Here is a 19,094-nt window from a genome sequence, read left to right on the forward strand (position 1 = left end):
AAGCACTTCCGTAGTATTGCGACTAGATACGAGAAATTGGCTCGTAATTATAAGTCTATGCTGTATCTAGCTTGTACTATGATTCATTGCAAACTGAATTAGGGACACGCCCTAGTAAAAACGATGTTTAAGTTAGTCAGCACGCTTTAGGTTGTTGTTAATTGATTGATTAATGGATGGATTGTCTATGTACCATCTCTCACCTACTATGGCTTTTTTAGCAGTGGGTGTCTATAGTATTTGTTACTCATTTTAGATTATGTCAAAGGAATTTTTATGCGACCAGTGGTACTGTGTTTTTCAGGATTAGACCCCTCAGGCGGCGCTGGATTACAAGCGGATATAGAAGCCATCGGTCAAGCAGGTGCGCATGCTGCCATTGCTTGTACAGCTATTACCATACAAAACTCGCAGCAAGTCTTTGGTTTTGAAGCTTGTGCAGCAAATTTGGTAAAGGATCAGGCCACCGCAGTGCTCGATGATTTGCCTGTTGCAGCTATTAAGTCAGGTATGTTGGGTACGACTGATAATATCGCTATGCTGACTCAATTGTTTGCCGAGCGCCTTATCGCCGCTGATACGCCATTTGTATTAGATCCCGTATTGGTTGCCAATAGTGGTGGCAGTTTGGGCGATGAAAAGACGCTCGTTAGCGCATTTAGGAAGCTGTTACCATACGCGACCCTTATCACACCGAATACTCATGAGCTACGCGCATTAAGCGGTGAGCAAGACTTACATATTGGCGCGCAAAAACTATGCGCCCAAGGCACCTATGCTGTATTGGTAAAGACCTCACATGACTTTGATAGCGGCGATATAGAGCAGTATTTGTATATAAAGGGTGAGATGGTACATAAAAGCACCTTGCCGCGCTTAACGGGCGAATTTCATGGCTCTGGCTGTTCACTTGCCAGCTTTATCGCTGGGCGCTTAGCAATGGGTGATGCGCTTATCGATGCAGTAAGGGCAGCAGACAGCTGGATTACCCAGACGCTGCGTGCCGCTGATGCACCGCACCCTAATAATGAGCAAGCACAATTAATACCCAATCGTTTTATAGACTTTCAGCATAACCTCTAAATAAGCAATAAAAAAAAGGGCGCTCTATATCTCGTAGAGCGCCCTTTTTTAGATAGCTATTGGTAATTTTAGCTAACAGCTTTCAAGTGACCATTAATCCAGCTCAACCCAACATTGGCATGAAGCTCGCGGCAAAGCCACCAATAAACATCTCAAGCAAAATAAAAGCAATGAAGGCGACCATTGGTGATAAATCAATCATGCCCAAGTTTGGCGTGATTCGACGAAATGGTGCCAAGATTGGCTCCGCTAAATCGACAATGATACCAATAATCGGATGCTGAGATTGGGTAAAGACCACAATCCAGCTGACAATAATGGAACCAATGACGAGATAGCGACACATACGTAAAAAGTCTAATACCAAGCTGATAGTACCAGTAAAAAATAACGGTACAGGAGCGATACCTTTATGGGTCAGTGCTGCTTTTCCAGAGATATCGATCAAACGAATCAAAAACATCAGGACGATAGCCGCAATACTGATACGCCCTTGCCCGACGGTTGGAAAAATACGCCCAAACACATCGACAATGTGCGTTGCTTTATAGGCAGGCGCAATCATGGGGTTGCTGGCATCCATCCCTGCAAATTGCAGCATAAAGCGAATAAACACCAACATCATGGCGAAGGTGGTGACCAAATCAAAGATTTGAAATAACATGTTGTTCATGAAGTGCTACTCAATGTGACATTATTAACAGGTTTTGGGATGACGACTGTCATTACTAGGTGCTTGGTATTGCTGCTTAGTATTACAGCTCAGGCGCGTCATTCGCTTGTAGCAAATAACGCGCCTGATATAGGGATGATTATTTACTCATCTCTTCACTCAAGGCTTGGCTACGGTCATAGCAAGCCTGCATAGCCTCAACGATTTGACCGCCGATATCGTTGGCTTGCATTGACTCAACGGCGGCTTGGGTTGTCCCATTTGGCGAGGTGACCTTGCGACGCAATTCAGCAGGTGCATCCTCACTATTCATCGCCATCTTTGCCGCGCCTAGCATGGTTTGCATAGCGAGCGCTGAAGCCTGCTCTTTATCCAAACCTAAAGCCACTGCCCCGTCAATCATGGATTCAATGAAGTAAAACATATACGCTGGCGCTGATCCTGATACGGCGGTTACCGCATGCATATGTTCTTCATTATCGACCCACATGACCAATCCTGATGCTTCCATCACCGCCGTTGCTAACTGCTTTTGTTCAGCAGAAATATTATCAGTACCGTACAGACCCGTTGCGCCCATTTGAATCATTGCAGGGGTATTTGGCATCGCCCGGACGATATTGTCATAGCCACCCAACATGTCAGATAAAAGCTCAGTCGACAAACCTGCTGCCACTGAAATCACCAGCTGCTTGTCTAAGACATCCGCAAAGCTACTGACTACCGCTTTCATCACTTGCGGCTTGACCGCCAGCACCACAATGTCAGCATCGATAACGGCAGCTTTTGCATCAGCAGTTGGATCCACCGTGTTCAGTCCTTTAGCAGCCAATTGCTCGCGTGCTTCACCGCTAGGATCAGCAACGGTAATTAAACTCGGTTTGACACCGCAGCTGACAAGCCCGCTAATCAAAGCCTGCGCCATATTTCCGCCACCGATAAAGCTGATTTTCTTATTATCTAATACTGACATACATGTCTCCTATTCAAAAATCCAAAGGTATTCAAACTAACATAATGATAGGTAAAATGACACTCAGTTTACCATACTGCTACTGGCATCGTTTGATAAATTGACGGCATCTAACCCGGCTGTAAGCTCCGTTGAATCACTTAATTGCCATGGACTATGGCACAACCAAACGGTTAGATTAACAAGGGCATTATATAAAATCAGTGACGGAGAGTACTATGTTTTTCATTCGTAAAGCCAACCCAGAGGATTATGCAGACATTGCTAACATTCATTTCAAAAGTTGGCATGCCGCCTATTTAGATTTGCTACCAGTGTCCTATATCAATGATAAAAACAACTTATGTAATAAGACAAAAATGTGGCAGGAGTTAATGGCGCATCCTGACGTTATTGTCTGGATAGCATATGATGCTTATCATCATAATTTGGGGTTTATTGGCTACTTCATTAATAATAAAAATTATGAAATTACCACGTTGTATGTTTTGCCCGACTACCAAGGATTGGGTATAGGCACTCAATTAATGACAGCATCATTACAAGCCCTCTTAGAATCTCATATCCATGCCCATTTTTATTTATGGGTATTAGCAAACAATGTGGCTGCTATTGATTTCTATCAAAAATTTGGCTTTGTAGGTAATGGCGAAAAGAGTGAAGAATGCTACAAAAGCACGCAAATAATAGATATCAAAATGGTTAGAAAACTTGATGCTCTGATGGCTTGATGACCTAGCCCTAGATAACCTGACCTCCTAAAAGGCTTAGGTTACAAATATTAAAAAGCGTTATTGATGCTTAAACTGTTTCTAATAGCACTATTTCTAATAACATTGCTTCTAATAGCACTGTCTAAAACGCCAATATTTTCTGTCGTGTCTGTTAGCGATCTACTCGTCCCTAGTATCCAGCGCTCAAAAGGTGAAACCAGCAATAATGGCCACTCTTTATTCTGCTGTACGGATACGGCACTGACCAACACCAAACTCTCTCGCAACCATACGGGCACGCCAAGCGTTTGATATAGTTTCTTGCCCACTTGTGGACGTGATGCCAATGCAGTTTGCACACGCTGCTGACGACCTAATGGTGCAAAGGTAATCTTAAACTTCTCATCACCATCTTGGTCGCTGTCTAATAGCTCTGCTAAGGCATTTGGCATCATTTGCACTTGCCAAATAAAGTTATTATCCCTGCGTAAGGTAACTGATATAGGCTGGGCAGCCGCTGAATCAGCATCAGCATCAGCCACAACAAAATCAGATAAGGGTTGAATCTGTTTGGTAAGCGGTAATGCTAACCACTTGCTCCACTCACTGCTCAAACGGTAAAGCTGCTGACGGTAGCGGCAAATCGTATAGGACTGCTTACGAGCTTGCCAAAAAAGCGCCGTTTGGTGATCAGGATCTTCACGTCGGCTTAGCATAAATACATCATCGACCAGCTGCTTAGCAGGCGGTAACGGTTCATCTTGACCGAGCCAATGATGCAATAGTTGGCGCTGACGATAAATGGGTAATGCTTGTAGCTTGTCTATATTTAGCACACGCTGGGCAGACGATAGCTGTAATGATGCTACCTCTATCTGCTGTAAATCTTCTGCCGCTTGTGCATTGATTATTAATTGGGCATCACGCAATAGCTGTGCGCTACGGGCGATATTGTCAATGACATTAGAATTATAGGTCGCCAATACGGGCATGATGTCAAGGCGTAGCCCACTACGTACATTCTCGCCAGCATCATTGGTTGGGTCATCGATATAAGGGAGCTTTAGGCGCTGAGCATAATTGCTGATGTTGGCGCGTTTGACCGTCAGCCAAGGTCGCCATAATGCCATACGTTGTGCGCCCTGCGTTTGGATACGCCACGGCTGCATACCCGACAGACCATTCACCCCAGCGCCTTGTATCAGCCGCATCAGCACCGTCTCTGCTTGGTCATCGGCATGATGCGCTAAGAGCAATACATCATCTTGATTGAGTTGCGCTCGCATGACATCATAACGAGCTTGCCTTGCAGCTTGCTCATCATGACCATTCACTTGCGCACGTAAAATCCGACACGGTATCTGCTGCACTGCTGCCCAATGAGCGACATGCATCGCCCAAGTGTCACTATCTGCTTGCAAACCATGATTGACATGCAGCAATTGTGGCAAAAATGGTAACTTACCTTGGCGATAGAGCTGCACACACAGCGTAGCCAGTGATAATGAATCACGACCACCACTACACGCCAGCCAAAGCCGTCGACCGTGCAGCTGTTCACCGTATTCAACCATACTGCTCAATAATGCTTGTGCCAGATCGGCATCGACAGGCAAGTCTGCGATTGGCTTAATAGGATGAGAGAGGATTGCACTGCTGGTCATAATCAGCCTTATTTATTTAGCATGCATACATGAATTGACATATAAATGAATCAGCTTATACGTCAGCTACGACATCAGTTACAGCGTCAGTTAGCACCTATATTAACAGCCACAAAAAAACGCGCCATAAAATGACACGTTTTTATTTTAGCATTAAGACTCAGTCTCTAATATGAAAAGCTTTGTGTCCATGAATAGAGGCTTTGTAACAGAGGTGTCATAGCGACCAATTAAGCAGGCAACATCACTTCTGAGTTAAAGGTTTTCAGCTTCTCATAACGCAGCTCACAACGCGCGTGTGCGTCTAAATCTTTAATCTCATCTAACTGCTCAGCAATAAGTGCTTTCAAGGCGATCATGACTGGTTGCGGCTTGATATGTGCGCCTTCACCTTCTTCAATGACGGCATCAATCAGCCCCATCTGATATAAATTAATCGCGTTTAATTTCAAGGCTTCACTAGCGTCTTGTGCTTTTTCAGCCGTTTTCCACAGGATAGAGGCACAGCCTTCCGGAGAGATAACCGAATAAATACTATTTTGTAGCATATTTACTTTGTCACCAACGCCAATAGCCAACGCCCCACCTGAGCCGCCTTCACCGATGATAGTCACGATAATAGGCACTTTTAGGCTAGAGAAAACGGCGATACTTTCGGCAATGGCTTGCGCTTGTCCGCGCTCTTCAGCGCCAATACCCGGATAAGCGCCTTGGGTATCGACAAAGGTCATCACAGGGATATTAAAACGCTCAGCCATTTTGACCAAACGAATCACTTTGCGGTAGCCTTCAGGATTGGCCATGCCAAAGTTATGAGCAATACGCTCACGGGTGCTGCGACCGCGATGTTGACCAATCACCATCACTGGCTGACCATCAAAACGCGCCAGACCACCAAGAATGGCTTTGTCATCGGCAAAGGCACGGTCACCATGCAACTCATCGAATTCGGTAAACAGCTGATTAACATAGTCCATAAATAATGGACGCTTGGCGTGCCGTGCAAGCTGCACACTATCCCAGACAGTGCTCATAGACGCTTCCCTTTAATAATTATACTTAATGTATTTATGTTTAAGAATAATATCGTTATCGATTTTTAGATAATGAAAGTACAGTTGTAAACTCAATAGAAGCTATAGTAGCACATCTTAAATGGCATGACATTACTGACAAAACCGCTTTTGTTACGTTAATCTATAGCATACTCATTACAATAGTAACGGCATCGTGTTGATCGCTCAGTACAAACCAGCGCTATCTAGCCCTCAACCACGCTCAGCGTCACGCCCCATTTAGCAAACTGCTCAATCTCAGTATGCAGATCCGGCAATAAGAAAGCGTAATGCTCGCTGCTATCGGCAACGGTGATTTGCCAGCAATTATCGTCCATGGCTTGTAACTGTAATTCTGGTAATTCATAATCGCTGCGGCTGTGATGCGCCAGTACAGCTAAGCGTAGCAGCAGACAAAGATAAACGAGCTGATTACCACCGATAGTACAGGTCTGCTCTAACATATCAGCCTTGAGCTTACGACGATGATTGAGCATCAGCTGTGCCATGCGCTTTTGATCGACTTGCGAGAATCCTGGAATATCAGAATACTCAAGCAAATACGCGCTGTGCTTATGATAACTACTATGACTGATGGCCAATCCTATCTCATGCAAGAAAGCCGCACGTCTGAGTAAATCACAATCATCATTGGTAAGGGCGAGCTTTTCCTTCACTTGCTCAAATAAATGACGACTGGTTTTCACCACTTGTTTGGCTTGTTTTTTGTCCCCCGAATAACGCTTAATCAGCGCCAGCACACTGCGGTCACGAACATCTTCGCTAGCAAAGCGTCCAAGCATGTCGTACATCACACCTTCACGTAGTGCACCATCTGAGTAAGTAATGGTATCGACACCCAGCACTTTCATAACCGCACGCAGTACCGCAACGCCTGCTGGGAAGACGGCTTTGCGATGTTCCTTAACGCCTTCTAAATCGATGTCATCGACGTTGCCAATTTTAAGCAACAGTTTCTCTAACTTTTTGACACCTTTATAAGTGATGCGCTCTTGCTCATCAGCCCAGCCCTTAGAGACCAGCACATTACGTACCGCTTTAATCGTCCCACTCGAGCCAACCACACTACTCCAGCCCAATTTTTGATAACGACCCTGAATCGCTAACACTTCTTTGCGAGCGGCTGATATCGCATTATTAAAGGCTTCTTTCGTGATTTGACCATCGGCAAAGTACTTCTGGGTAAAGGCGACACAGCCCATCTGCAAACTCTCGGTCAATAGCGGATCGAACTCTTGACCAATGATAAACTCTGTCGAACCACCACCAATATCGATGACCAAACGCTTGTCACTACTGGCATTGGTGTGTGAGACGCCCAAATAAATCAAGCGTGCCTCTTCTCGTCCCGCAATAATCTCAATAGGTTTCGGCAATATTTTATTGGCACGGGCAATAAAGTCATTGGCATTTTTGGCTTGGCGTAAAGCGTTGGTCGCAACCACGCGAATGCGTTCGGGTGGTACCGAATCCAAACGCGCCACAAATCGGCTCAAACAGTCAAGACCTCGCTGTGCAGCTGCCGCACTTAAGATATTATTTTCATCCAAGCCTGCGGCGAGCTGGACTTTTTCAGACATAGAAACGACTTTTCGCACCTCACCATGGTCAAGACGCGCAATGGCCAGATGAAAACTATTGGAACCGATATCAATGGCTGCCATCATTTCATCATCAGCAAGCGGCGGATTTGTAAGGTAGTCAATAGGCATAAGAGGAATCGTTACCGTGTTGGATAAAAGGGAGAGGATATGCGCTAAAAATCAGATGATTGGGTCATATAAACATCGTAGCTGCACCAAATAGAGCCATTTACGCAAAGCGGCTCACGTATTTGACGTAATTTTCGCCATTAAAGCATTTATGCCAAACACTGGCAAGTGACCCAAATGCTAATTAAGCAGCAAGCGCATCATCAACAAAATAACAAATGCGCCATAAACATCCATTGCTTGTGTTAAGGATAGCGTTTTGCTACATTAAAAACGACCAATATTATAATAAATAACAGTCACTTAATGAGCGCCAGCCGCTTTATTAAAACAGAAAGCCCCCTAATATCTATACTCAAGAAACGATTAGCAAGGAAGCTAAACAAATGAATCAAACGACCACACAAAACACTACCAAAAACGCCGATGCTCAAGCGGTCAGCAATGCTAAAAAAAACATGATGACAACCGTCAGCCCAACAAAGCAGAAATTTTATGACTTCTATTTAGCTGAACATCAAAACATGGCTTGTCGCCGCTTACATTTCGCCGGTAGTAGCTTTGGCTTATTGGGACTCGCAAAGTCGGTCAAAACTGCTTCGCCAAAACCATTACTCAAAGGCATCGCTGCTGGATATGCTTGCGCTTGGGTCGGTCATTTTTTCTTTGAAAAAAACAAACCTGCCTCGTTCAAATTTCCTTTAAAAAGCTTTGCTAGCGACTTTCGTATGTACAGTGATGTCCTACGCGGTAGACTCAGCTTAAAAGACCGTAAATTTGATAAAATCGGGCGATAATAACTCGCCACTACCTCAACTAACGTAAAGACTTACGTAATATTTTTCCTACCGCAGTTTTGGGCAATTCATCGATAAACTCGTATGACTGCGGGCGTTTATAACCTGTTAAACGTTCGCTTGCGAAGCTTTGTAACTCTTCTACCGTTAGGCTCAACTCCTTTTTAACCACAAACGCTTTGGGTACCTCGCCGCTGTGCTCATCTGCAATACCAACCACCGCGACTTCAAGTACTTTCGGATGCTCTGTCAATGCCGCTTCCACTTCGTTTGGATAGACGTTAAATCCTGAAACCAGTATCATGTCTTTTTTGCGATCCACCAGCGTCAAAAATCCATGTTCATCAAGCACACCAATATCACCTGATTTAAAGTAGCCATCCTTTGTAAAAGTATCTGCATTGTCTCGTTGCCAGTAACCACGCATGACCTGCGGACCTTTAATACAAACCTCGCCCCGTGTACCTATTGCACAAGCTGCACCCTGTTCATCAATGATTTTAATATCCATCATCGCAAGGGGCAGACCAACGCTACCGTTGAAACGATCTATACCAGGTGGGTTAAAAGAGATAACTGGTGCAGTTTCGGACATGCCGTAACCTTCATTGATAATCATACCAGTGACTTGTTGCCACTGATCAGATACGGCTTTTATAATTGCGGTGCCGCCACCAATAGATAGTGCCAAGCGACTAAAATCAAGGTTGGCAAACTTTAGATGATGCAGCATACCAATAAATAAGGTATTAACCGAAGGAATGACATGCGGACGATGCTGCTCGATGATATTGACTAATCCATCGATATCACGCGGATTGGTGACCAGTATGTCTTCCCAGCCGCCATAAATGCCTAGTAAGCCGCAAACGGTAAATGAGAAGATATGATAGAGCGGCAACGGATTGAGTATTTTGATCTGCTCGCTACGACCCGCTTCAATCGCATGACCAAACATCGCATAACACTGACAAACATTGGCCATAACATTGTAGTGCGTGAGCATCGCGCCTTTTGGCTTTCCGGTCGTGCCACCCGTATATTGTAATAAAGCTAAATCTTCACGCTCGATAGTAACAGGCTGATATTGCTCAGCGTGGTATGCACTCATAATATGGGCAAAGCTTATATTATGCTCTGAGATATCGTTTACAGCATTATCGGCTGTGGTTTGGTTGGTTTGATTGAATTGACGAGTAGTATCGGCTGACGGTTCAAGTTGGGTAAGCAAAGCAATATCGTTATCAGCAGGTGCAGCATTCGGATTGACGGAACAATGTACAACCAATGACAGTTGCGCTTTGACTGCATCATCTAACTGATCGTAAGCAGAGGTCATACCATCGAGGACAATCAGCACACTAGCTTGAGCATCCGTCAGCTGATGCGCCAATTCATAATGGGTATACATCGGATTGACATTCACCAATACCGCGCCTGCTCGCAGACAACCAAGTAACACCACGGCATACTGCAATATATTGGGTAATTGCACAGCGACACGATCGCCTTTGCTGATGCCTTGTGCTTGTAAAAAAGCAGCAAAGCGGCGGCTGGCAATATCCAATTGTGCAAAGGTAAGGACGGCAGACCCCATACTAAAAGCTACAGAATCACTATGCTGATCTATCTTGGGTTGCAACAAATCTAGCAGGTTGTGCTTTCCCTCTAATACATCTAAATTATTTCTTATTCCATATCTCTCATATGAGGCTTGCCATAACGGTGGCGTATTACTGCTAGGCATATCATTAGTGCTTGTAGTCATCAGTTGACGTCCTTGCTCAATTGTCTTGATTCATCTCAGAATAGCATAATTTATTGTTTATTTTGCAATCACCCAAAGAAGGAATTGTCTTAGTCTTGGTTTTTTAATCTATGCAGTCATCGTCAAAAAATCTTTATCTTTTATAGTGAAAATAAAAAAAGGATAAATATTGGGCACAAAAAAACCAGCATGATTTCTCATACTGGTTCTTGTAACTACATACATTTGAAACAGGTCTTAAATAAACAAGGCTCTGAATAAATAAGGTCCTGAATAAACAGTTACGCTTTTGCCATTTCTGCAAAAATCTCGTCAGCGGCTTTAATCGACGCATCAATATCTTCATTGCTGTGTTTAATTGACATAAAGCCTGCTTCATAAGCAGACGGTGCCAGATAAATACCGCGATCGAGCATACCATGGAAGAACGTATTAAACACCGTCATATCGCACTCTGTCACGTCATCAAAGTTTTGCGGTACGTTCGTTGCGTCGTCTTTGACAAAGAACATGCCAAACATACCGCCCAATTTATTGGTGCGCAGATTGATACCATGCTTGTCCGCCGCCGCTTGGATACCATCAATAAGCTGATCTACTTTCGCAGATAATTCGGCGTAAAAACCATCAACGGTTAAGTCTTCAAACATCGCAATACCCGCACGCATTGCCAGCGGGTTACCTGATAACGTACCCGCTTGATAAACGCCGCCAAGTGGTGCAATACAGGACATCACTTCTTTTTTACCACCGAAAGCACCAACCGGTAAACCAGCACCGATGATTTTACCAAAGCAAGTTAAATCAGGGTCAATACCAAAATGCGCTTGCGCGCCGCCAAGCCCAACGCGAAAACCGGTCATCACTTCATCAAAAATCAATACCGCGCCATTGGCGGTACACTCTGCGCGCAAAGTATCATGGAATTCTTGGGTCGGAATGACCATATTCATGTTGCCAGCGATTGGTTCCACAATCACGCAAGCAATCTCACTACCCCATTTTGCAAAGCACTCTTTAATCGCTTGCGGGTCATTATAAGGAATGGTAATCGTATGCTTAGCAAAATCCGCTGGCACGCCTTTTGAGGTCGGCTCGCCAATATCCAGCATCCCTGAGCCCGCTTTTACCAGTAAGCTGTCTGAATGCCCATGATAACAGCCTTCAAACTTGACGATTTTGTCACGCTCAGTAAAGCCGCGCGCCAAACGAATCGCGCTCATGGTCGCTTCTGTACCTGAGCTTGTCATGCGAATCATCTCAACGCTTGGGACGATGTCACAAATCTTATCGGCCACGGTGGTTTCAAACGGCGTTGGCGTACCAAAGCTCAAACCATCATCAGCGGCTTTTTTAACGGCATCAATGACTTTTGGATGCGCATGACCCAAAATCATCGGGCCCCAAGAGCCGACATAATCGATATAAGCATTGTCTTCGGTATCATAGATTTTGCTGCCGCTAGCACGGTGCATAAAGATAGGCGTACCACCAACGCCAGCAAAGGCGCGAACCGGTGAGTTTACACCACCAGGAATATGTTTGCGGGCTTGCGCAAAGAGTTGTTCATTTTTAGTGCTCATAATTATTCTCTACTTATTCTTTTGGTGTTATTTTATTAACGATAACTTAATTAACAATCACTTAATTAACAATCACTTAAGCTTTTTTAACCACTGACGATTTGAGCTTCATCGGTCCAAAACCATCGAGTTTACAGTCGATATCATGACCATCAGATGCATCTGGCAATAGGCGGATACCTTTTGCTTTGGTGCCGACTTTGATGATAGTTGATGAACCTTTGACCTTTAAGTCTTTAATCACGGTGACGGTATCGCCATCTTGCAGCTCATTACCGACCGCATCACGAATGACCGCATCTTGCGCTTCAGCTTGCGCCGCATCGGTTTCAGCCGCGGTCCACTCATGCGCACACATAGGACATACCAGTAACGCACCATCTTCGTACGTATATTCAGCATCGCATTTTGGGCAATTGGGTAAGCTCATAATTTCCTCGTCAGCCGTGATAAATTGGGTGTATTCTAACGCTAACATTGTACCGTAACTCGCCGGCTTTCACCAATCGCTTCGCTTGTAAATGCTGTGCTGTGACTAATTGATAGATTCGCTCATGTCTTGCAGCGGACGTTTTTTATCACACGGTGTTTTGTGGTACTCTGCTTTAACTAAATTTGGTTTGATGACCATGTACTTTTAGATGGTAAAACCTCAATATTTACTTTATCAATTACTTTAACAACTCAGTATTCACCACAATATCTGAGGCTATGGCTACTGATAACGATAGCGACTTATGAATAGGATAATAATAATGACTCAATCAAACGTATCAACCCTCTCATCAACACTGCCACAATTTGTTCAACTAACGATTCAAGGTGAAGATGCAGAAAAATTCTTGCAGGGGCAGCTAACCTCTGATGTCACCAAGCTCGGACTCAGTTATCAAGCAACGGCGCTTAGCAATTTAAAAGGTCGCATTGATTTTGGTTTGTGGATAAAAAAACAAGCCGAAAAGTATTATGATGTGGTTATCAGTGCCGATTGTGCTGAGGCTTTTCAAGCCCATTTAAAAAAGTTCGGTGCCTTTTCAAAGTTTGACACCAGTACGCCCGCGCCCATTTATCCTTGCGTGCTTGATGACGTGCCAACTTTTAGTCATAAAGAGGAACATAATACGCCAGCCGATACCCAAGCGTGGATGCAAGCGAGTCTTGCCACTGGTAACTATTGGATAGTTGCTGCAACCCAAGGTCTGTTTCAGCCACAAGAGCTGCGTCTGCATCAGCGCGGCGGTATGGACTATGACAAAGGCTGCTATCTTGGTCAAGAAGTGATTGCCCGTATTTATTTTAAGGCAGCGCCAAAAGCGTTTTTACATTATGTCAGCGGCGCAGGTGACGTGCCAGCAGCCGGTGACAAGCTAGAAAAAATTCATGTGGTTAATGCGATTACCGATGACACTATTAATGGTAATGGTTTTAAAGCATTGGTCGTTGCCCGTCCAGAGCATTTAGCCGATAGTGAGCTTACGATATTAAACTTACCGCCAGCGCTGCAAGCCGATGTTGCGCGTCAAAAATAGTACGACATGATGAGTGACGCGTAATAAGCAGCACTCTTCAAAACATTTTTACTAAAAAAGCAGCAGAGTAATCTATGACCCATATTGCGGTACTCGGAGCGGGCGTGGTGGGCGTGACCACCGCATGGTATCTTCGCCAAGCAGGCTACGATGTGACCGTCATTGAGCGCGAATCTGCTGCCGGTATGCAGACCTCATTTGCCAATGGTGGGCAGATATCTGTCTCGCACGCAACCCCTTGGGCAAACCCTACGGCTCCAATGAAAGCCCTTAAATGGCTGTTTCGCGAGGATGCGCCGCTGTTGTATCGCTTGCGTGCTGATAAGGCGCAGCTCAAATGGGCGATGCAGTTTTTGCAAGAGTGCCGTGCCGATAGAGCCGATGCCAATCTGGTACAAATGGTACGTTTAGGCTTGTATTCACGAGATGCACTACAACAGTTGCGTGCTGATATCGGTATTGATTACGAGCAGCAAACGCGCGGTATCATGCATTTTTATACCAATCAAGCTGAGTTTAATGCCGCCATTGCGCCAACGGAGCGCATGCAAGCGTTAGGCTGTGAGCGTCATGTCATCGATATCAATAATGCTGTTAACTTAGAGCCTGCGCTTTACCCTATTGCTCATAAGCTAAAAGGTGCGACTTATACCAGCCGTGATGAATCGGGTAATGCCCATTTATTTACCCAGCGCTTAGCCGAGCGCTGCATCGAGGCTGGCGTTAAGTTTTTATACGATACCGAGATTCTGGCGTTAAACACTGACGCCCATTCTGCTCGCCCGCATGTACATAGTATTACCATTCAACCTAAGGGAGAAAACGCGCAAACCTTTAGTGCAGACAGCCATGTACTAGCCCTCGGTAGCTATAGTGTGTCATTACTAAGACCTTTGGGAATACATGCGCCGATATTTCCAGCCAAAGGCTACTCAGCTACTTATCAAATCAACCCTCGCGCCCCGCATCTGGCACCCTTTGTCAGTCTCATTGATGATGAGTTTAAGCTGGTGACATCACGCCTTGGCGACAAATTACGCGTCGCTGGAACGGCAGAATTTAACGGCTACAATTTGGATTTAAATAGCACCCGCTGTGCAGCCATTACCCGCCGTGTGCAGCAGTTGTTTCCCAAAGGTATCATTGCCAATTCTGTGCAATATTGGACAGGGCTACGTCCGATGACACCTTCTAATGTGCCGTTAATTGGGCGCGCGCACAGGGGTCAAGTCCGTCATGGTAGTCATAATATGGATGCTGGTTTTGATAATTTATGGCTCAATACAGGTCATGGTACGCTTGGCTGGACGCATGCTTGCGGTTCTGCCAAGGCGATCAGTTTATTGATACAAGGTGAGACACCGCCAGTCGATTTTGATTTTGTTGGCCTAGTAACGTAAAAATAAGAAACGTAAAAATTAGAAACGTAAAAAAGGCGCTACCACTATAAGTCAGCGCCTTTTTTCTTTATATGGAAGACTTTTATTCTAGAACTATTTTATGCAGCGCTCCCTGATTCAATGTCGGAATTAACATTAGAATCAATGGTCTCCAAATCAACCACTTCTGGCGCGATTGCTTGCAGTTGTACCGGTACGCCATTGACTGCCGCATTGCCACTTAGCTGATCGATTAAGGTATCGTCCGTCAAATCATTAACACTGACGCCAGCATGCGCTTGAGCGATCTTTTGTTTTACTCCTTTCCGTCCGTGACCCCAACCATGGGGAATACTCACCACTTTAGGCATCAGCTCGTCCGTCACTTCTGCCACAATAGTGATGCTACCGACGCGCGAGGTAACTTTTACATTCTGACCATCCTCAATACCGTATTCTTTTGCCGTTTCAGGATGCAACATGAGCGTACAGCGCGGCTTACCTTTTACCAAGCGATAGCTGTTATGTAGCCATGAATTATTGCTGCGTACATGACGACGACCGATCAATAGAATTTGTTTGTCATCATAATCCTGCATCATCTCCTGTACCCGCTCTCAATCTGCTTGATAAAAATCGACATTGAGATGAATTTGCTTGTCTTTGTGTTTTAACGCTTGTGGCAGCATCCTTTTGAGGGCACCTAAATTAATCCCATGCGGACTGTTTTTAAGTTCCTTTAGATTTAGGCCTTTATAAGGACCACGCTTTAGACCTTGATCGAGCATGAATTTTGGCCCCAAAACCTTTATTAATAGGCGTTCAACTTTGGTTGCAAGGGCGGCTTTTTTATCCAAGCGTTTCGCCAGCTCTAAGTAGATTTGCCAGTCATGCTTGGCGCTTCTTTGCTTAGCAAACAATGCCTTTGAATATTTGGCGACGTTATGGACAGCAAAATTGTTAAAGGTGACGTCATAATGATCGCGCTCTAGTGGCGATACCGGCGGCAAAATGATATGCGCATGACGGCTGGTTTCTGTGACAAAGTAGTCAATAGCGACCATAAAGTCTAAGTTGGCAAAAGCTGTATCTAACTTTTCACCATTCGGCGTGCTGAGTACAGGGTTGCCCGCGACAGTCATAAAGCCTTTTAACTGCCCCGCCCCTTCTACCAGCATCTCATCCGCCATTGCCACAACGGGATAATCGCCATTAAAGTCAGGCAAGTTACTCACGCGGCTATGGCGCTTACCTAAATAACCTGGGCCTGAGTTATTGACCACGTCGACCGCAGGATTGGGAAACATCAGACCACCTACTTCATCCAAGCGACCTGTGACAATATTAATCAGCAGGATTAGATATTGACTCAGTAAGCCAAACTCTTGCACCGAAACGCCCATGCGTCCATAACAGACCGAGCTTTCGGCTTCACAAAATTCTTTGACAAGTCGTTTAATCTTAATTGCCGAAATGCCAGTAATATCAGCGACGGACTCGGCGCTATAGTCTTTGGCAAAGTCTGCAATGCGCTCAATCTCTGGCGCGAGCGCCGCCGCTCGATTATTGTTAGCGCGTGCCTTGTCCGCATACCCTTGGAGATAAATTTCATTGAGCATGGCAAGCAAGAGCAAAACATCGGTCGCTGGACGAATAAAATGATGCTCGCTAGCAATGTCGGCAGTTTCGGTGCGGCGTGGATCAATCACCACCACTTTACCATCACGCGCTTTGATATCTTTTAGTTTTTGACGCATATTTGGTGCGGTCATAATACTGCCATTAGACGCCAGCGGATTGCCACCAATGATGAGCATATATTGGGTACGATTGACGTCAGGCACAGGGATGCGCAGCATATGCCCGAACAGATGCATGCTAACAATGTGATGCGGTAACTGGTCGATGGAAGTCGCAGAAAAGCGACTGCGCGTCTTGATACTGGTTAATAGATGCTTAATGGTTAACATGCCGCCCAAATTATGGACATTAGGATTGCCTAAATAAATCCCGAAGGCGTTTTGACCATGTTTTTTCTGTACCGACTGAATACCAGCTGCCACCTTATCTAACGCCTCAGCCCAGCCAATCTCTTTCCAACCGTTAGCGGTTCTCTCAACGGGATGACGCAGGCGATCACTGTCTTCATGCAAGTCCTGCAAAGCAGTCGCTTTTGGACAAATATACCCTTTAGAAAATGGATCATCTTTATCGTCTTTAATCGATAATACTTTTTTTCCATCGTGCTTGATGACAATTCCGCACATCGCTTCGCATAAATTGCAGGTTCTAAAATGTGTTTGTTCATCCTTGTGACTCTTTTCACTAGCCATGGTCGCGCTCCCTGTTATTTTTTACTATAGTCATTCCACTATAAAAGTATTACTGCTTTAACCTCGCTTGACGTATTAAATATACAGCTACACTCGGTTGCCTTGTACTACTTTTCAATTGAATCGACTATATTGCTTTCACTATATAAATTCCGTTTTATGAGGTTAATACATTTGCTCATTTTAACAATCTTAAAAACACTGAGAATTAGCCAAAGTGCAACATTGATAAGCTGGATGACTAGCCATTTACTCTGCGCTTGTCTTTGGCGAAAAAACTGTTAAAAAGTCCATCAAAGTTTTTGCACAACATTTCAATGGCTTGCTGCCGTGAATAACGCTGTTGATGATATCCCAATATCAACTCATGTACTTGGGCGGCAGCGATATCGACACAGAGATGAACGTCAGATTCGTCAAAAGAGCACTCGGCTGACTGCAACCCCGCTATAAATATTTTAGTCCATTCTTCTCTTATCTCTATGATTAGACTTCCCAACCCGTTACGTTCTATGTTTGAATCAAAGCGCAGACTGTCTTCGAGCAAACGCTGAAATAAAGTGATGTTTTGAAAGGCGGCATCAAAAATCAATGTTAGGCATTTCTGACAACGCTCATTGAAATCCTCTTTAGACAGCGTTGGATAGTCTTTAAGCATATCTACCCACGCCATGCGCATTGGCGATAAATAGTTTCCTTTAAGTTGCTCGCCTAACACCTGCTGCAATGCATCTAAACTATCAAAATGATTATAAAAACTTGGCTGAGCAATACCTGCGCCTTTCGCGATTTTATTCATACTCATACCAAAAGCGCCCTCTACGCTATACAGCTGCAAGGCACTTTTTAGTAACGTATGACGCGTTTTCGCCTTTGCCAGCTCGCGCTTAGTTTCCGGTTTTGTAGCACTTAAGCTGTTAAGTACATTCACTATCAACCTGCCCCAACTTAATCTATAAAACAATTGTTATTTCAACTATAAGGCTATAGCCATTTAAACAAGAAGTCTATCACTAAATGCTTAACCTTACTTATTCTTAATAATTCGTTTTAACCCATCCTAAAACAATCATAAAAAAATAGCCGCCACATTTATGATGACAGCTACTTTTTTTATTCCTATATTTACAGCGTGTTACTACGTCATTTTTTATAAATCATCGCCAGACTTGTTAATCCTCTTTACGTATGTCACTGATAAAACACTTCATTCATTACACAAATGGACGCTGCATAACATAGCTGTGCAGATCTCAATAATGGAGCAACACTCTCAACATTGCATATACAGACATGGCGATGGTGAGCACTTATATTAGATATCACCAGTTAGCTGATTCATAAGTACTGATAGCAGCTGAGTAAAATGTCGATTAAAGACAGATGGAATAATTGTCTCAATAACCAACTTTATAATAAAAGAAGGAACATAAAAATGAACGAACATACTCTAAAAGGTGAATGGAACCAAATAAAAGGCTCAGTAAAGCAAAAATGGGCTGATCTTACTGATGATGATTTATTACACGTTGAAGGTAGCCGTGATAAATTGGTCGGAAAAGTTCAAGAACGTTATGGTCATAGCAAAGATGATGCTGAACGTGAAGTAGATGCATGGCGTACTGAACATAAATACTAAGTTATTGTAATTTCAAAAAACAAAAAACCGTATATTGCCTATACGGTTTTTTTATTACTAGGGCGTGTCCCTAATCTGTAAAAGTAAGTATAAAGGCTTTAAAATAAAGAGACTATTTCAAACAGGGCTCTCTAAATTATGGCAAGAACAGTGCTCACCGATAATACATGGG

Annotated in this window: 17 protein-coding genes and 1 pseudogene; 7 read left to right on the top strand and 11 right to left on the bottom strand. The window is 44.2% G+C overall.

Features of this window, described 5'->3' with window-relative positions; all coding sequences use genetic code 11:
* A pseudogene (locus ACP7AE_RS13420) lies at nucleotides 1-102 on the top strand (IS5/IS1182 family transposase); the annotation flags it as partial.
* A gap of 174 nt (nucleotides 103-276) precedes the next feature.
* A complete protein-coding gene (locus ACP7AE_RS13425) occupies nucleotides 277-1,083 on the top strand; it encodes a hydroxymethylpyrimidine/phosphomethylpyrimidine kinase (RefSeq protein ID WP_201539475.1) in 807 nt (268 codons plus the stop codon).
* Between the two features lie 103 nt (nucleotides 1,084-1,186).
* Here the strand turns inward: ACP7AE_RS13425 and ACP7AE_RS13430 are convergent, their stop codons facing one another.
* Entirely contained in the window at nucleotides 1,187-1,756 is a 570-nt protein-coding gene (locus ACP7AE_RS13430) for a YggT family protein (protein WP_045452679.1), read from the bottom strand.
* A 139-nt stretch (nucleotides 1,757-1,895) separates the two neighbouring features.
* Entirely contained in the window at nucleotides 1,896-2,729 is an 834-nt protein-coding gene (proC, locus tag ACP7AE_RS13435) for a pyrroline-5-carboxylate reductase (RefSeq protein WP_426243674.1), read from the bottom strand.
* A 218-nt stretch (nucleotides 2,730-2,947) separates the two neighbouring features.
* On the opposite strand from proC, the gene ACP7AE_RS13440 reads away from it, so the two are divergent.
* Nucleotides 2,948-3,460, top strand: a complete 513-nt coding sequence (locus tag ACP7AE_RS13440) for a GNAT family N-acetyltransferase (RefSeq protein WP_426243676.1) — start codon at nucleotides 2,948-2,950, stop codon at nucleotides 3,458-3,460.
* 50 nt (nucleotides 3,461-3,510) lie between these two features.
* On the opposite strand, the gene tilS is transcribed toward ACP7AE_RS13440, so the two are convergent.
* The 3 genes from tilS to ppx all read right to left on the bottom strand — a co-directional run bounded on the left by tilS (nucleotide 3,511) and on the right by ppx (nucleotide 7,894).
* Nucleotides 3,511-5,106 carry a tRNA lysidine(34) synthetase TilS gene (gene tilS / locus ACP7AE_RS13445; protein ID WP_426243678.1) on the bottom strand — a complete coding sequence of 532 codons (1,596 nt, stop codon included), beginning with the start codon at nucleotides 5,104-5,106 and terminating at the stop codon, nucleotides 3,511-3,513.
* Nucleotides 5,107-5,336: 230 nt separating this feature from the next.
* Entirely contained in the window at nucleotides 5,337-6,140 is an 804-nt protein-coding gene (locus ACP7AE_RS13450) for an acetyl-CoA carboxylase carboxyltransferase subunit alpha (protein WP_055123593.1), read from the bottom strand.
* A 227-nt stretch (nucleotides 6,141-6,367) separates the two neighbouring features.
* Nucleotides 6,368-7,894: an exopolyphosphatase gene (gene ppx, locus ACP7AE_RS13455; protein WP_426243681.1), complete on the bottom strand. Its 1,527-nt coding sequence runs from the start codon at nucleotides 7,892-7,894 to the stop codon at nucleotides 6,368-6,370.
* A gap of 458 nt (nucleotides 7,895-8,352) precedes the next feature.
* Here ppx and ACP7AE_RS13460 point away from each other — a divergent pair, with 458 nt between their 5' ends.
* On the top strand, nucleotides 8,353-8,691 hold the full coding sequence (locus ACP7AE_RS13460) for a DUF962 domain-containing protein (protein ID WP_227676045.1): 339 nt from the start codon (nucleotides 8,353-8,355) through the stop codon (nucleotides 8,689-8,691).
* Nucleotides 8,692-8,710: 19 nt separating this feature from the next.
* On the opposite strand, the gene ACP7AE_RS13465 is transcribed toward ACP7AE_RS13460, so the two are convergent.
* The 3 genes from ACP7AE_RS13465 to ACP7AE_RS13475 all read right to left on the bottom strand — a co-directional run bounded on the left by ACP7AE_RS13465 (nucleotide 8,711) and on the right by ACP7AE_RS13475 (nucleotide 12,472).
* Nucleotides 8,711-10,459 (bottom strand): AMP-binding protein, encoded by a 1,749-nt coding sequence (locus ACP7AE_RS13465; protein WP_426243683.1) that lies wholly within the window; start codon nucleotides 10,457-10,459, stop codon nucleotides 8,711-8,713.
* Between the two features lie 281 nt (nucleotides 10,460-10,740).
* The gene (hemL, locus tag ACP7AE_RS13470) at nucleotides 10,741-12,042 is read right to left on the bottom strand and encodes a glutamate-1-semialdehyde 2,1-aminomutase (RefSeq protein ID WP_426243685.1); all 1,302 of its coding nucleotides are present in this window, start codon (nucleotides 12,040-12,042) and stop codon (nucleotides 10,741-10,743) included.
* A 76-nt stretch (nucleotides 12,043-12,118) separates the two neighbouring features.
* Nucleotides 12,119-12,472 (bottom strand): zinc ribbon domain-containing protein YjdM, encoded by a 354-nt coding sequence (locus tag ACP7AE_RS13475; protein WP_068405853.1) that lies wholly within the window; start codon nucleotides 12,470-12,472, stop codon nucleotides 12,119-12,121.
* Nucleotides 12,473-12,797: 325 nt separating this feature from the next.
* On the opposite strand from ACP7AE_RS13475, the gene ACP7AE_RS13480 reads away from it, so the two are divergent.
* Nucleotides 12,798-13,571, top strand: coding sequence for a YgfZ/GcvT domain-containing protein (locus ACP7AE_RS13480; protein ID WP_201539467.1), 774 nt, complete (start codon nucleotides 12,798-12,800; stop codon nucleotides 13,569-13,571).
* A gap of 74 nt (nucleotides 13,572-13,645) precedes the next feature.
* Nucleotides 13,646-14,971 (top strand): D-amino acid dehydrogenase, encoded by a 1,326-nt coding sequence (locus ACP7AE_RS13485; protein WP_426243688.1) that lies wholly within the window; start codon nucleotides 13,646-13,648, stop codon nucleotides 14,969-14,971.
* A gap of 98 nt (nucleotides 14,972-15,069) precedes the next feature.
* On the opposite strand, the gene ACP7AE_RS13490 is transcribed toward ACP7AE_RS13485, so the two are convergent.
* The 3 genes from ACP7AE_RS13490 to ACP7AE_RS13500 form a co-directional block, all read right to left on the bottom strand.
* Complete coding sequence (locus tag ACP7AE_RS13490; protein ID WP_426243690.1) at nucleotides 15,070-15,552, bottom strand: molybdopterin dinucleotide binding domain-containing protein; 483 nt, start codon at nucleotides 15,550-15,552, stop codon at nucleotides 15,070-15,072.
* Between the two features lie 15 nt (nucleotides 15,553-15,567).
* Nucleotides 15,568-17,283 (bottom strand): molybdopterin-dependent oxidoreductase, encoded by a 1,716-nt coding sequence (locus ACP7AE_RS13495; protein WP_426243692.1) that lies wholly within the window; start codon nucleotides 17,281-17,283, stop codon nucleotides 15,568-15,570.
* Between the two features lie 241 nt (nucleotides 17,284-17,524).
* Nucleotides 17,525-18,214, bottom strand: a complete 690-nt coding sequence (locus tag ACP7AE_RS13500) for a TetR/AcrR family transcriptional regulator (protein ID WP_426243694.1) — start codon at nucleotides 18,212-18,214, stop codon at nucleotides 17,525-17,527.
* Nucleotides 18,215-18,718: 504 nt separating this feature from the next.
* Here ACP7AE_RS13500 and ACP7AE_RS13505 point away from each other — a divergent pair.
* A complete protein-coding gene (locus ACP7AE_RS13505; protein WP_045443240.1) occupies nucleotides 18,719-18,922 on the top strand; it encodes a CsbD family protein in 204 nt (67 codons plus the stop codon).
* Nucleotides 18,923-19,094 lie beyond the last annotated feature (172 nt).

The organism is Psychrobacter sp. TWP2-1-2, from assembly GCF_049896785.1.
Lineage (GTDB): Bacteria > Pseudomonadota > Gammaproteobacteria > Pseudomonadales > Moraxellaceae > Psychrobacter.

Excerpts from the sequence above, each read along its gene's own strand:
- ACP7AE_RS13425 (WP_201539475.1), top strand. The coding sequence starts at position 277 with ATGCGACCAGTGGTACTGTGTTTTTCAGGATTAGACCCCTCAGGCGGC.
- ACP7AE_RS13430 (WP_045452679.1), bottom strand. The coding sequence starts at position 1,756 with ATGAACAACATGTTATTTCAAATCTTTGATTTGGTCACCACCTTCGCC.
- proC (WP_426243674.1), bottom strand. The coding sequence starts at position 2,729 with ATGTCAGTATTAGATAATAAGAAAATCAGCTTTATCGGTGGCGGAAAT.
- ACP7AE_RS13440 (WP_426243676.1), top strand. The coding sequence starts at position 2,948 with ATGTTTTTCATTCGTAAAGCCAACCCAGAGGATTATGCAGACATTGCT.
- tilS (WP_426243678.1), bottom strand. The coding sequence starts at position 5,106 with ATGACCAGCAGTGCAATCCTCTCTCATCCTATTAAGCCAATCGCAGAC.
- ACP7AE_RS13450 (WP_055123593.1), bottom strand. The coding sequence starts at position 6,140 with ATGAGCACTGTCTGGGATAGTGTGCAGCTTGCACGGCACGCCAAGCGT.
- ppx (WP_426243681.1), bottom strand. The coding sequence starts at position 7,894 with ATGCCTATTGACTACCTTACAAATCCGCCGCTTGCTGATGATGAAATG.
- ACP7AE_RS13460 (WP_227676045.1), top strand. The coding sequence starts at position 8,353 with ATGATGACAACCGTCAGCCCAACAAAGCAGAAATTTTATGACTTCTAT.
- ACP7AE_RS13465 (WP_426243683.1), bottom strand. The coding sequence starts at position 10,459 with ATGACTACAAGCACTAATGATATGCCTAGCAGTAATACGCCACCGTTA.
- hemL (WP_426243685.1), bottom strand. The coding sequence starts at position 12,042 with ATGAGCACTAAAAATGAACAACTCTTTGCGCAAGCCCGCAAACATATT.
- ACP7AE_RS13475 (WP_068405853.1), bottom strand. The coding sequence starts at position 12,472 with ATGAGCTTACCCAATTGCCCAAAATGCGATGCTGAATATACGTACGAA.
- ACP7AE_RS13480 (WP_201539467.1), top strand. The coding sequence starts at position 12,798 with ATGACTCAATCAAACGTATCAACCCTCTCATCAACACTGCCACAATTT.
- ACP7AE_RS13485 (WP_426243688.1), top strand. The coding sequence starts at position 13,646 with ATGACCCATATTGCGGTACTCGGAGCGGGCGTGGTGGGCGTGACCACC.
- ACP7AE_RS13490 (WP_426243690.1), bottom strand. The coding sequence starts at position 15,552 with ATGATGCAGGATTATGATGACAAACAAATTCTATTGATCGGTCGTCGT.
- ACP7AE_RS13495 (WP_426243692.1), bottom strand. The coding sequence starts at position 17,283 with ATGGCTAGTGAAAAGAGTCACAAGGATGAACAAACACATTTTAGAACC.
- ACP7AE_RS13505 (WP_045443240.1), top strand. The coding sequence starts at position 18,719 with ATGAACGAACATACTCTAAAAGGTGAATGGAACCAAATAAAAGGCTCA.